The following is a 12,091-nucleotide window of genomic DNA, read 5'->3' on the forward strand; positions in this document are numbered from 1 at the left end:
GACCGCGGCAAGCGCTGGACGACGAGCCGGTCGTCACCGACGGCAACATCACCACGAGCCGGTCGCCCGACGATTGTCGAGCGGTAGTGACAGCGATCGTTTTGACTGAGAATCGATGTCGCTGAGAAGTAGCAGCGCTCTTGGGCGTGCGGTGAGGTGATGAACACGCTCCCGCACGATGAGCGGGCGCTGGTGCGATCGGAGAGCACGGTCGAGTCGTAGGCGGCGATCCGCCGCGACCCCGAACCCGGCTGCTTCACCGCTTCGAGCGCCGTCCGTTGGAGGATCTACAGCTGAGGCGCGGAGGCTGGGACACTGACAGCATGGCGGTGACCGTCGTGGATGGATGCGTGGCGGCGGGTGAGCGGCGCGTCGAGTACTGCCTGTACTCCTGCGGGGCGCCTCGCCGGGCGCTGTTCCAATACGGCACGCCGGGCACACGGTGGCTGTCGCCTCAGCTGACCGAGACCGCCCGATCAGCCGGGTTCGACCTGCTGGTCATCGACCGTCCCGGCTACGGCAGGACCAGCAGGCGGCCGGGACGGCGGATCGTTGACGTGGTCGACGACGTGCGCATCGTGGCGCAGAACGTGGGCTGGGAGCGGTTCGCCGTCTGGGGCGGGTCGGGCGGAGCGCCGCACGCGCTGGCGATCGCCGCCCTGCTGCCGGATCAGGTGAGCGCCTGCGCCAGCGTGGTGGGTCTGGCTCCCTATGATGCGCCCGGCCTGGACTGGTACGCCGGGATGTCCGCCGGCAACGTGGCAGAGTTCCGTGCTGCGGCCCGGGGCGAGCAGGACTATCGCGTGCTCGTCGAACGGCTGGCTGCAGAGGCGCTGGCCGGCGTCGAGGCCGGCGGCCTCCAAGTCGCCGATGCTTACCAGTTACCCGAGGCCGACCGCCGTGCACTCGCACGACGACACCACGAGGACGGCTACCTCCAGCGCATGCGGCTGACCTACCGTGACGGCGTTGACGGCTGGGTCGATGACTGCATCGCCTTGACCCGGCCGTGGGGCTTCGAGGTGTCGACGCTCACCACGCCGACCAGCGTGTGGTACGGAACCGCCGATGTGCTCGTCTCCCGGGACCACCATGAGTACCTGCTGGCCACCATCTCCGGTGCACGACGGCGGGAGCTTCGCGGCGGCCATGTCCTGAGCGATCGGGACCTCGCGGCGATCTACGACTGGCTGGCGGATCCGCTTCGTTAGCCGAACGCGCACGCCAGACACCCGGCGGCGCGATCGTCGAGACGGCCGACCGGCGCGATCGTCGTCTCAGATCGGTGGTCGGCGAAGCTGCCCGGCGATGGGGGCTAACCGGCCGGCTCCAATCGGGAGCCGCCCGTGCTCCGTCGCAGCTCCTTGAGAACTGACCTCGGCGAACTGCAAGCGACTGTCCGGAATCACCGTGGCCCACCACCCGGCGGCGTTTCGGGGATGAGGTCCCTGCCGTAGACGTACCGTAAGGACGCATTGAGGTCAGGGTCGACGGGAAAGGCGTCGTACAGGCGGGTGAGCGTCATCAGGCGCTCGAGTACGCCGGTCACTCCGGCCAGGCGCAGCCATCCACTGTTCTCGTAGGTCTGACGCAGCAGCGTAAGCAGCTCCCGCAGACCGGTGGAGTCGCAGAATGTCACCCCATGGACGTTGAGGATGATTTTCGTTCGCCCGTTCGTGATCGCTTGGTCGGCGACTTTCCTGAGCAAGTGCACCGAGGGCTTTTCGAGATCTCCGGCCACGGTGATGACCGTGTGGTGGAGATCGTCGGGGAACGGGGTCTCGGCTACCGTGAGCGGGACACTCACTGGGCCCCCTCATGATTGTGAAATCAGGGCGAGACGCGCTGCTCCTGACTCTCCAATGCTAGAGCACTATCGATGGAAAGCCAGGAGTGGAGCGGAAGGTTCACAGCACCGGGAGACCGGGCTTGCAGGGAAGGTCGGACAGTCCTGCTTTTCCAGCGGGTGTGTGACGATCGGGAAATGTCCACCGAACAATCTGAGGCCCGCACGGCTCTGTCATCGAAGACGTACGCCACCCCACCAGTCCTCACCCCGTCTGCGGGTGCGTGATCCATGTGAAGTGCTCTTGCCCGTCGGCGCACACCAGGTCGACCTGGATGTAGTCGACGAGAATGCCCAGCAACACCCGCTGTCCGTCCCGGTCCACCGAATTCCACCACATGGCGCGCTGCTCCGCCGGCGGCTGCTCCCCCTCGGCGGCTCCGGCCACCACCAGGCGCGTCCACCCCTGAGTCTGGCCCATCAGCGTCAGTGCCTGGGGAACGATCTGCTCCTCCAACGGCGCAGCTGCGACGCGGACTGTACCGCAGCCGTCGCACACGTATACGTACCGCTGCCGCTTCAGACTCGTGCCGCACATGCCGCACACGACGAAGTCATCCAAGAGAAGGACGGGCTCCGGCGGAACGCTGTGGACCCGAGCGGGACGTGATGTCGCGGCGGCCCTGCTGCTGCCCCCTCTCGCCCCGCCCGGGCGCGCGGTTCCTCGCGCCGACCCGTCAGCTGATCGAAACGCCGCCCTGAAGAGGGCCGGCTCGATCCGGAGCTGCACGGCGGACGCGGCTCCGTGGGAGCGGCCGCCCGCATCACCCGGCGGATCCTGGCGTTCCAGGTCTGCTCGGAGCTGGAGGACGACCCGGCCGGCCTGTTGTCAGGTGAGTGTGGAGTAGTCGGTGTAGCCGCGGTGGTCGCCCCCGTAGAAGGTGGCGGGGTCGGGGGTGTTGTAGGGGCCGCCCGCGTGGATGCGGGCGGGGAGGTCGGGGTTGGCGAGCCAGAGGGTGGCGAGGCTGACGGCGTCGGCGAGGCCCTCGGTGAGGGCGTCGGCGGCGGTTCGCGGGGCCGCGGGGAAGGCGTCGGGGGTGGGGTGGGGGTTGAGGATGAGGGGGTGCGGCCAGGCCTCGCGCAGGGTGCGGCTGAGGGATCGGCTTCCGCCTTCGAAAAGGTGGAGGTAGGCGAGCTGGGTCTCTGCGAGCGTGTTCAGGAGTTCGCGGTAGAGCGGGACGGGGTCGGCTTCGACGATGCCGTTGTAGGGGTTGCCGGGGGAGAGCTTCAGCGCGGTGCGTTCGGCGCCGATCGCGTCGGCGACGGCTTCGACGACCTCGACGGCGAACCGGATCCGGTGGGTCACCGAGCCGCCGTAGCCGTCAGTGCGCAGGTTGGTGTTGTCGGCGAGGAACTGGTGGAGCAGGAAGCCGTTGGCGGCGTGGATCTCGACGCCGTCGAAGTCGGCCTCGACGGCGTTGCGCGCGGCGCGGGCGAAGTCGTCGATCGTGGTGGCGATGTCGGTGGAGGTCATCGGCCGCGGGGTCGGGTGGTCGAGCATCCCGTCCGGGCCGGGCAGCTGTTCACCCGAGGCGACCGCCGACGGCGCGAGCGGCAGTTCGCCGCCCGGGTACAGGACGGGGTGGCCGATCCGGCCGCAGTGCGTGAGCTGCAGGAAGATCCGGCCTCCGGCGTCGTGGACCGCCCGCGTCACCTGCTTCCACGCCTCGACCTGCACGGGGTCGTGGATCCCCGGGGTCGCGAAGTAGCCCTGGCCGAGAACGTTCGGCTGGGTGCTCTCGGTGACGATGAGCCCGGCGGAGGCCCGCTGCGCGTAGTACTCGGCGTGCAGCGCGGTGACACGCCCGTCGGGAGTGGCCCGGTTACGGGTCATCGGCGCCATGACGAGCCGGTTCGGCAGTTGCAGTTTCCCGATCGTGACGGGCTGGAACAAGGGGTTCATGGTGGGTTCCTGGCTAGGGGAGGGGAAGGGGGCGGATGCCGAGCGCGGCGAACTCGCCGGTGACATCGGCGCTGTAGCGGTGTTCGGGACGCATCACGAAGACCCGCAGGTCGTCACCGACCGCATCCCGCCAGAGGGCGGCGTAGCGTCCGCCGTCACCGCCCAGATAGCGGGCCGCCATCGGGACGAGGTCACGGGCGAAGTCGCACTCCCGCGTCTCGACGACGGGGCCTTCGAGGCTGACATAGCGGTAACCGGTCGACACCACGAGCCCGAACCGGCCGGACTCGCTGATCGCCCGGCCTTTCCGGGAGCCGAGTGAGGTGATGACCGAGATGTCGTCTGCCGCCCGCCGGTACCAGACCGGGACGGCCAGCGTCCCCGTTCGGGCCACGGCATGCAGTACGCCGACATGGGGCTCATCGAGGAATCCGTTCGGATCCCCATCGGAATAGGTCACTGACCTAACTTAGGTCAGTGACCTAATCCTTGGCAAGCGGGCGGTAAGGTCAGGGGATGGCAGGGACACGACCACGGCACGAGAGCAGATGCGCCGAGATCATCGAGATGGCCCGCGACTTGCTTCTCGGCGAAGGCCTGGATGCGTTCTCGATGCGTACCGTGGCCGCGTCAGCCGGGATGCGGCTGGGCAATCTGCAGTACTACTTCGCCACACGCGACGACCTGCTCGAGGCCGTGATCCGGGCCGAGATCGCGAATGATCTCACGGTGGTCGAGGGCTCGCTCCGCGCCGAGAGCGCGGTGCGTGACGTCTCCGAACTCGCCCGGCAGCTGGTGGAGAACTGGTCGTCCGGCGCCGGCGGGGTGTATCTCTCCCTCGCCTCGCTGGCCTATCACAGTGATCGTTTCCGGGCGCTGAACCGCGAGGTCTACGAGTCGTTCTACGCCGCGATCGGTTCACTCGTCCGTCGGATCGACCCCGATGCGGCGCTCCCGGACGTCCGGACCAGGGCACAGCTCATGACGTCGCTCCTCGACGGCGCTGCCCTGCAACTGCATGCGGCCGTCCACACGAAGGCCGAGTCTGACGCACTGATCGAGCGAGCGGCGGCCCTGCTGGTCGCGATCGCCGCAGACCGGCAGAGCTCAAGGAGTAACCCCGCAGTTCCCTGAGCCCTCCATCGTCACTCATCCGGCCTGTCTCTCCTGGTGAGCATCGGGTCCGATGATCGTCAGGGCTTGATGGCCGTGCCCTGGGCGGAGATCAGGCGCCAGGCGCCGGAGGCGTCGGCGGCGAAGACGTGGGTGTAGCGGCTGCCCGCGCTGAACGTCGTCCCGTCCGGGTTCTGGAAGGTCATGCCCGTTCGGCCGACGACCAGGCCGACGTCACCGATCCGGCGGACGACGGCCTCTTCGGGGAAGGAGTCGATCGCCGGGAAGCGCAGGGCGCCGCTGGTGATCAGGGTGAGCAGGGCGGTCTTGTCGGCGACCGCTCCGTCCTCGACGCCCACCAGGACGAAGTCCTCGGCGAGGAGCGCGTCCAGCCGGGCGACGTCGGCGTCCATCAGGGCTTGGAAGAAGTACTGGTCGTGCCGCAGCAGGGTGTCTTCGCTCATGGGCGCGTAGCCTAAGGGTTATCGTCGGCGTCAAGGTCAAGCCCGGCACGGCGGATCAAGGGCGGGCCCGGAAGGTGGCGCGGTAGGTCTGCGGGGATGTGCCGACGGTACGGGCGAAGTGGGCCCGCAGTGTCGCAGTGGAGCCCATGCCCACCGCTTCGGCGATCCGGCCTATCGGCAGATCGGTGCTTTCCAGCAGGTGCTGGGCGCGGCGGATGCGGGCGTGCAACAGCCACTGCAGGGGAGTGGTCCCGATCTGAGCGCGAAACCGGCGAGTCAGGGTCCGTACGCTGAGGCAAGCGTGACGGGCGATGTCGCCGAGGCTGAGCGGCCGATGCAGGTTGGACTCCATCCAGGTCAGCACGGGCTGGAGCGCGGTCCCCGGGTCGCGGGGATCGGCGTGTCGGATGAACTGCGCCTGGCCTCCGTCGCGCTGGGGCGACATCACTATCCGGCGGGCGGTCTCGGCGGCCACCGCCGAGCCGTGATCACGCCGGACCAGATGCAGGCACAGGTCGATGCCGGCCGCCACCCCGGCCGAGGTGAGCAGATCGCCGTTGTCGGTGAACAGCACCGAGGCGTCGACCTCGACGGCGGGGTAGCGCCGGGCCAACTCGGCGGCGTAGGTCCAATGCGTGGTCGCCCGCCGTCCGTCGAGCAGCCCGGTGGCAGCCAGCAGGAACGCCCCCGCACAGATCGAGGCGATCCGTGCGCCGCGCCCGGCCGCCGCCCGCACCGCCTCCAGGACGTCCCCGGGTGGCTCTTCCAAGAAGTTCCAATGACCGGGGAGCACGAGGGTGTCGGCCGCTGCGAGGTCATCCAGACCCCAGGCGGTCTCCAGCCGCATCGCGCCGAAAGGCTCCAAGGTCCGTACGGCACCGCCGACGGTGCACACCCGCGTCTCATACAGCGGCTGATGCCGATCACCAGTGGAGCTGCCGAAGACCTGGGCGGGCACCGTCATGTCGAAGGCGACCACCCCGTTCATCGCCAGCACAGCGACCACATGCATGGCCAGAATCTAGCGCAGTACGGCATTGCAGCCACTTTCCGCATGATCCTTCAGTGACCACGATCGAACCCATGACAGATCACTTCACCGGCTTCGCGATTCCCGACACCTCCCTGACCCGCACGGCGTACGGGTTCGTCCAGGACATCACCGCGCAGGCCGTCTTCACCCACAGCGTGCGCAGTTACCTGTTCGGCCGGGCCATCGGGCAGCGGCATGGCCTTCGCGCCGAGCACGACTACGACGACGAGGTCTTGTTTTTGGCGTGCATGTTGCACGATGTCGGACTGACCGAGCGGGGCGAACGAGGTGGACGGTTCGAGGTGGACGGCGCGGATCTGGCCGCGGAGTTCCTCGCCGGACAAGGGCTGGCCGCGGACCGGACCCGCCTGGTCTGGGAGGCGATCGCCCTGCACACCAGTCTCGGTATCGCCGACAGGATGCGGCCCGAGATCGCGCTCACCCATGCCGGTGCGGGGGCGGACGTGGCGGCGTTCGGTGCCGAGGAGCTTCCCGAGGGCTATGCCGACCGGGTGCACGCCGCCTACCCGAGGCTGGGCGGTGGCGTCGAGTTGACCGAGCTCATCATCGGCCAGGCGGCGCGCAACCCGGCCAAGGCCCCGCCGTTCTCCTTTCCGGCGGAACTGCTGCGGCAGGACGTTCCCGGCACCGCCGTTCTGCCGTGGCGTGAGGTGGTCACCGCGGCCTGGTCCGGCATCGCCTGACAGACCGGCAGATCCTGGGCGCGGGGACCGGTGGTACCTCGGTGCCGCGGTCAATCCACCGCCATCCGCCCAGGTGACCGCATCCGCGGCGAGCAGCCGTTCCAGCCCGGCCACGTCACCGCGCAAGGTCGCGGCCGGAAATCCCTGGACGATACGGCGATGCTGTTCACGGTCTGCGTCGACCCGCTTGCGAGCTTCGCCGGCATGCCCCCTCACCCGGCGATGGAGCTGCCGGGAGCAGGCCTCGTCGAGGTGTCAGCGCCCCGGCCCGGCGGCCGCTGCGGCCTTCGAGCAGTGCCGCGGTGTCCGCCGGGAGCAGCCGGCCGAGGTTCGCCGGCTCGGCGGCGATGAGTTCGCGCTGGTGCTGCACGACATCGCCACCCCGCAGGACGCCGAGACCGTGACCGAGCGCATCCTGGCTCAGCCGCCGTCCTGCGGTGGCAGCGATCTGATCAGCCCTGCTGCCGATCGGTGAGTCCTCCCCGGTGCGCCGTCCGCCACCTCGGTGACCAGGTCGAACTCCGAAGAAGGAGATTCACGGCACGGGCCTCAGAGGCTCAAGCGGCATGCCTGAACGGTCTTACTCGACTGCTTCGTCCTATTGACTCGGGCAGACAGGAGGTACTACTTTCCCGCAGGAAAGCGTTTTCCGAATCCCTCCCCATAACAGCCACCCCCACATCAACCCCCGCCATCGACAGACCCGGCGGCAGCATGGAGGAACAGTGGAAACATCCATAACCGACGTGAAACGGCGTCGGCGTCGGACCCGCTTGACGGTTGCCATCGCGGCAGCCGCGACCGTGGTCGGCGGTCTGGTGGTCACCATGACGCTGCCCGTGTCGGCTGCCACAATCGCCACCAACCTGAGCCTGAGCGGCGGCGCCGACGGCTCCAGCAAGGCCGACGGCACCAGCTACGGCAACGTCAAGGACGGCAACACGAGCACCTACTGGTCGCCCAGCAGCTCGACCGGCTCCGTCTCGGTCAAGTGGGGCAGCGCCACGACGGTGAGCAGCGCCGTCATCAAGCAGGCCTCCGGTGGCGGCTCCATCGGCTCGTGGCGTCTGCTCAACGGCGACAACGGCTCCGTCCTGGCCAGCGGCAGCGGCAACCCGAGCACCATCTCCTTCTCCTCGACCTCGTTGAAGAAGCTCACCTTCAACATCACCAGTGCGTCCAGCGCACCGCGGATCGCCGAGTTCGAGACGTACGCGGGCAGCAGCCCGAACCCGACCGCCAGCCCCACCGCCACCCCCACCTCCAGCCCGACCGTCACCCCCACCGGTAATCCCGGTACCGGCGCTCCGACCGGTCAGTGGCCGTCATCGGCGGGTTCGGTGAAGATCTCCGGCACCGTGTCCGTGTCCGGCACCTTCGACGGCGGGATGAAGACCTACTGCTGCATCGGTGACGGCGGCCAGAGCGAGTCGCAGGACCCGATGTTCAAGATCGCCAACGGTGGCACCCTGCAGAACGTCATCATCGGCTCCCCCGCCGGTGACGGCGTCCACTGCGAGGGCACCTGCACGCTGAAGAACGTGTGGTGGAACGACATCGGCGAGGACGCCGCCACCTTCAAGGGCACCGGCGGCGGCACCTCCTACGTCATCGGCGGCGGCGCCAGGTCCGGCTCCGACAAGACGTTCCAGCACAACGGCAACGGCACGGTCAGCATCTCCGGCTTCTACCTCAACGGCTCCGGCAAGCTGTACCGGGCGTGCGGCAACTGCTCCAGCTCGTACCAGCGCCACGTGAAGATCGACAACGTGCTGGTCTCCGACGTCGACATGGTCGCAGGCATCAACAGCAACTGGGGCGACACCGCCACCATCACCCGCCTCGTCGTCGACGGCAGCGCCACCGTCTGCGGCAAGTACAAGGGCGTCAGCAAGGGCAGCGAGCCCAGCTACATCGGTGAAGGCTGGAACGACTCCAACTGCAAGGTCACCAGGAGCGACGTCACCTTCAAGTAAGCCGTAGGCACGTCCTCGAAGAAGGGGCGCCCACCGCGAGGTGGGCGCCCCTTCTCTGGTATCGGTCCACCGGTTGGCGGCCAGGGCGCCGACGGGGGAACCGGGGACGGGCGGCTGATCGGCCGGCGTGCCGGGGGCGCGGCAGGCCCGGGGAAGGGCCGTGCCGTCGGCTGCCGTGACACAACTGATCAGCGGCTGTCGTCCGGGCGGTAGACGCTGAGGTCGCCGTAGGCCGACAGAACGCCGGCCAGGTCACCGGGTCCGTGCCGCAGGGTGGTGTCCAGGAAGGCGAGAGTGGTCGCGGCGACCACGTGCGGGCTCTCGGCGCGGCCCAGGGAGCCGACTATCGAGGGCACCGGCGGCAGGTACAGGGGTCCGTCCATGAAGGTGAGGTGCGCGGCGCCGGGGATGGTGAGCCGGTAGCTCGTCTCGGTGCTGAGCTTGAGGACCTCGGTGAGGCGGGGGAGGTAGTCCGGGTCGGTTTCGGGGGTGATGGCCTGGGTGAGCGCGAGCGTCGGCTGGTGGAGGGAGGGGGAGGCGGGGCCGTGGGGATAGCCGTCCAGATTGATGACGGCGTCGAAGCGGCGCTCCTGCCGGGCGGCCTGCAAAGCGGCGGCACCGCCCATGGAGTGGCCGGTGACCGCGACCCGACCGGTGTCCAGGCGTCCGGTCAGCGGACCGGTGACCTCACCTCGGTCCAGACGGTCCAGCCGGGTGAGGACGAAGCCGAGGTCGGCGGCCCGGACAGCCGTCCACTCAACCGCCAGCTTGGCGTCCTCATCCCGGTCTCCGGTGGAGGCGATCGTGGCGCGAATCGTTCGGCCGTCGGCCAGCACGACGGCGGCGGAGTCGTAGGGATGGTCGAGGGCGGCGACCACATAGCCGTGGCTGGCCAGTTCCTCCGCCCAGGCGGTGTTCTGGGTGCGCACTCCACTCGACCCGGGAGAGAACAGCACGACCGGGAAGCGTTCGCCTTCACCGGCCACCGGGGCGTCGACGACCGCATGGGTGCGGGCACGCGGGATGCCGTCGACCAGGAAGCCGGGCAGGCCGACCTGGCGGGCGAGGGCATCGGAAACGGTGCGCGCCTCGTGCTCGGTACGTGCGAGGTACTGGGCCCGCCGCGCGCCTGCGGGGCTTTTCTGCGCCGGATACCAGAGTTGGACCACGACCGTGCGCCGGTCGTGCGGATCGGCGGTGAAGCTCTCGGGGCGGCGTGGGTCGGTCCACTGCGCCACGTGGGTGCCGACCGCGAAACGGCCCGACGGCTCGGGGAACACGGGTACGGGAAAGGCCCAGGCGGCCACCGGACCGGTGGCGATCAGGCCGGCGCAGGCCACCGACCCCGGCAACGCCAGCCACCACCGGGCCCGCCACGCCGGGCGGCCGGTACGGCGTCGCAGCAGGGGAGAGAGGGCGAACGGTAGCGCGACGGCGGCGCCTGCCAGCACCGGCAGCATCTGCCAGCGGATCCCCAGCACACTCAGCGCGATCGCGGACAGCACGAGAAGCACCCCCGCTGCGATCGTGGCGCGTGGGCGGGCGGCGGGGGGAAGCCAGCGCGCCACCACCAGCGCGACGGCGCCGAGCACGGCAAGGAGTTCCAGAGGGGACAGGTACAGCCCCGAGATGATCTCAGTCATCCGGCCATTCTCAAGGTGGGGCACGCGATGCCACATCGACCTCGGGGCGCCATTGCATGCGACCGGAGTCGCAGGCCGAGGCGTGTCCCCGGTGCGACCGGAGTCGCAACCGGGCATCCGGCCCGTGCGACCGGAGTCGCAATCGAGCGCGCCAGGTGCGCGGCCGCTTTGCGACCGCTGGTTCTGTCCGTGGAAGGGCGGTTCGCGAACTGACGTGAACCCGTCCGGCATCGATGGAGGCTCCGCTGACGCCTGCCATCACGCTGGGCCGTTCACGCCCTCGGCTCCACCACGTGGGGCACAATGCGGCAATGGAGATCATCGAGGCCCCGGCGGTCGCCGCTCTGCCCGAACGGCACTACGCGGGCATCCGGGCGGTCACTCCGTTCAAGGGCATGTTCGGGGTGCGGGATCAGCTCATGAAGGATCTTCGTGCCCGGTTCGATCAGGGGGACACGTTCTTCAGGCTGCACGTCATCGATATGGCCGGAGAGATGCACATCGAGGTCGGGGTCGTCACCGGCGCCGCGGTGAAACCGGATGGACGCGTCCTGCCCGGAGTCCTGCCGGCCGGGGATTACGCCACGATGACCTATGTCGGCCACGGGCGGCGGGCCAACCGGACGCTCCTGGAATGGATCCGTGGCAACGACCTGACGATGGACTGCGTGCCGGACCCGGCCGGTGACCGATTCGGCTGCCGCTACGAGCTGTACCGCACGGACCCGCGGACCGAACCGATGAAGACCCGCTGGCGGACTCAGCTGGCCATCCTGCTTGATCGTTGAAGGGATGATCGGGCGGTGCGAGGTCTGGCCCGTCGGCCCTCTTCGGCGGCGTGTACGTCGCAGCCTCCTATCCGAGCCTGAACGAGGCGATGGAGGCTCTGGCCTTCGCCGCCACACCGTGACGGCGGCCTTCCCACCGGGGAGTGCGAGCCCAACCCCCGGCACGGGCCGGTGCGCGACGACTTCACCCCGCTGACCGATCCGGACCACTGGCTGGGCTGGCTCGGCGACGATCCCGCCGAAGAGGTCCGCGCATCGATCGCGCAGATCCCCGACGAGCAGGTACCCGGCTCGACCCTGGAATGGGTCAAGGTCCTCGACCCGCCCGAGTTCCTCACCGGAGGGCGGCGCGACCCCGAGGACCCGGACAAGGTCCTGGTCGTGCGGGCCGCGCTGGCGCTGCCGTTCGCGCTGTCGGTCTGCCCGCCCGAGGGGGAGCGTTCGGTGCTGCAGGGCGTGTTCTCCTGGGTCGCCGCCGGGCTGGACCGGCCCGACGGCAGACGCGACCGGGTGTGGTTCGACCTCGGCACCGACCTGCAGGAGGCCGCCGAGCTGCTCCGCGACCGCATCTACTCCCTCGACGATCCGTCCTGACTTCGAGACGGCTGTGCACAGGTGCCG

Annotated in this window: 13 protein-coding genes; 6 read left to right on the top strand and 7 right to left on the bottom strand. The window is 69.2% G+C overall.

Annotated features, from left to right (window positions below; genetic code table 11):
• The first annotated feature begins 323 nt into the window (after nucleotides 1–323).
• Nucleotides 324–1,211: an alpha/beta fold hydrolase gene (locus Psi01_RS36860; RefSeq protein ID WP_204068802.1), complete on the top strand. Its 888-nt coding sequence runs from the start codon at nucleotides 324–326 to the stop codon at nucleotides 1,209–1,211.
• 194 nt (nucleotides 1,212–1,405) lie between these two features.
• On the opposite strand, the gene Psi01_RS36865 is transcribed toward Psi01_RS36860, so the two are convergent.
• The 4 genes from Psi01_RS36865 to Psi01_RS36880 all read right to left on the bottom strand — a co-directional run bounded on the left by Psi01_RS36865 (nucleotide 1,406) and on the right by Psi01_RS36880 (nucleotide 4,143).
• Entirely contained in the window at nucleotides 1,406–1,807 is a 402-nt protein-coding gene (locus tag Psi01_RS36865; protein WP_204068803.1) for an STAS domain-containing protein, read from the bottom strand.
• Between the two features lie 244 nt (nucleotides 1,808–2,051).
• On the bottom strand, nucleotides 2,052–2,408 hold the full coding sequence (locus Psi01_RS36870) for a recombinase zinc ribbon domain-containing protein (RefSeq protein ID WP_204068804.1): 357 nt from the start codon (nucleotides 2,406–2,408) through the stop codon (nucleotides 2,052–2,054).
• 267 nt (nucleotides 2,409–2,675) lie between these two features.
• Nucleotides 2,676–3,749 (bottom strand): alkene reductase, encoded by a 1,074-nt coding sequence (locus Psi01_RS36875; RefSeq protein WP_204068805.1) that lies wholly within the window; start codon nucleotides 3,747–3,749, stop codon nucleotides 2,676–2,678.
• A 13-nt stretch (nucleotides 3,750–3,762) separates the two neighbouring features.
• Nucleotides 3,763–4,143 (bottom strand): pyridoxamine 5'-phosphate oxidase family protein, encoded by a 381-nt coding sequence (locus tag Psi01_RS36880; RefSeq protein ID WP_204068806.1) that lies wholly within the window; start codon nucleotides 4,141–4,143, stop codon nucleotides 3,763–3,765.
• A 122-nt stretch (nucleotides 4,144–4,265) separates the two neighbouring features.
• Between Psi01_RS36880 and Psi01_RS36885 the strand changes: the two genes are divergently transcribed.
• Nucleotides 4,266–4,883: a TetR/AcrR family transcriptional regulator gene (locus Psi01_RS36885; protein ID WP_204068807.1), complete on the top strand. Its 618-nt coding sequence runs from the start codon at nucleotides 4,266–4,268 to the stop codon at nucleotides 4,881–4,883.
• Nucleotides 4,884–4,942: 59 nt separating this feature from the next.
• Here Psi01_RS36885 and Psi01_RS36890 read toward each other — a convergent pair whose 3' ends face one another.
• Entirely contained in the window at nucleotides 4,943–5,326 is a 384-nt protein-coding gene (locus Psi01_RS36890; RefSeq protein ID WP_204068808.1) for a YybH family protein, read from the bottom strand.
• 55 nt (nucleotides 5,327–5,381) lie between these two features.
• Nucleotides 5,382–6,338, bottom strand: a complete 957-nt coding sequence (locus Psi01_RS36895; RefSeq protein ID WP_204068809.1) for a GlxA family transcriptional regulator — start codon at nucleotides 6,336–6,338, stop codon at nucleotides 5,382–5,384.
• A 71-nt stretch (nucleotides 6,339–6,409) separates the two neighbouring features.
• Here Psi01_RS36895 and Psi01_RS36900 point away from each other — a divergent pair, with 71 nt between their 5' ends.
• On the top strand, nucleotides 6,410–7,063 hold the full coding sequence (locus Psi01_RS36900; protein WP_239128301.1) for an HD domain-containing protein: 654 nt from the start codon (nucleotides 6,410–6,412) through the stop codon (nucleotides 7,061–7,063).
• A gap of 773 nt (nucleotides 7,064–7,836) precedes the next feature.
• A complete protein-coding gene (locus Psi01_RS36905) occupies nucleotides 7,837–9,039 on the top strand; it encodes a pectate lyase (RefSeq protein ID WP_204068811.1) in 1,203 nt (400 codons plus the stop codon).
• Between the two features lie 188 nt (nucleotides 9,040–9,227).
• Here the strand turns inward: Psi01_RS36905 and Psi01_RS36910 are convergent, their stop codons facing one another.
• Nucleotides 9,228–10,682: an alpha/beta hydrolase gene (locus Psi01_RS36910; RefSeq protein WP_239128302.1), complete on the bottom strand. Its 1,455-nt coding sequence runs from the start codon at nucleotides 10,680–10,682 to the stop codon at nucleotides 9,228–9,230.
• A 311-nt stretch (nucleotides 10,683–10,993) separates the two neighbouring features.
• On the opposite strand from Psi01_RS36910, the gene Psi01_RS36915 reads away from it, so the two are divergent.
• On the top strand, nucleotides 10,994–11,470 hold the full coding sequence (locus Psi01_RS36915) for a GyrI-like domain-containing protein (RefSeq protein WP_204068812.1): 477 nt from the start codon (nucleotides 10,994–10,996) through the stop codon (nucleotides 11,468–11,470).
• Nucleotides 11,471–11,641: 171 nt separating this feature from the next.
• Nucleotides 11,642–12,064, top strand: a complete 423-nt coding sequence (locus Psi01_RS36920; protein WP_204068813.1) for a hypothetical protein — start codon at nucleotides 11,642–11,644, stop codon at nucleotides 12,062–12,064.
• Nucleotides 12,065–12,091: the final 27 nt, after the last annotated feature.

Source organism: Paraplanobispora siamensis (assembly GCF_016863175.1).
In the GTDB taxonomy this organism is placed as follows: Bacteria; Actinomycetota; Actinomycetes; order Streptosporangiales; family Streptosporangiaceae; genus Planobispora; species Planobispora siamensis.

What these genes read in the sequence shown, in the direction of transcription:
- Psi01_RS36860 (WP_204068802.1), top strand. Translation starts at nt 324, where the DNA reads ATGGCGGTGACCGTCGTGGATGGATGCGTGGCGGCGGGTGAGCGGCGC.
- Psi01_RS36875 (WP_204068805.1), bottom strand. Translation starts at nt 3,749, where the DNA reads ATGAACCCCTTGTTCCAGCCCGTCACGATCGGGAAACTGCAACTGCCG.
- Psi01_RS36885 (WP_204068807.1), top strand. Translation starts at nt 4,266, where the DNA reads ATGGCAGGGACACGACCACGGCACGAGAGCAGATGCGCCGAGATCATC.
- Psi01_RS36890 (WP_204068808.1), bottom strand. Translation starts at nt 5,326, where the DNA reads ATGAGCGAAGACACCCTGCTGCGGCACGACCAGTACTTCTTCCAAGCC.
- Psi01_RS36895 (WP_204068809.1), bottom strand. Translation starts at nt 6,338, where the DNA reads ATGCATGTGGTCGCTGTGCTGGCGATGAACGGGGTGGTCGCCTTCGAC.
- Psi01_RS36900 (WP_239128301.1), top strand. Translation starts at nt 6,410, where the DNA reads ATGACAGATCACTTCACCGGCTTCGCGATTCCCGACACCTCCCTGACC.
- Psi01_RS36910 (WP_239128302.1), bottom strand. Translation starts at nt 10,682, where the DNA reads ATGACTGAGATCATCTCGGGGCTGTACCTGTCCCCTCTGGAACTCCTT.
- Psi01_RS36915 (WP_204068812.1), top strand. Translation starts at nt 10,994, where the DNA reads ATGGAGATCATCGAGGCCCCGGCGGTCGCCGCTCTGCCCGAACGGCAC.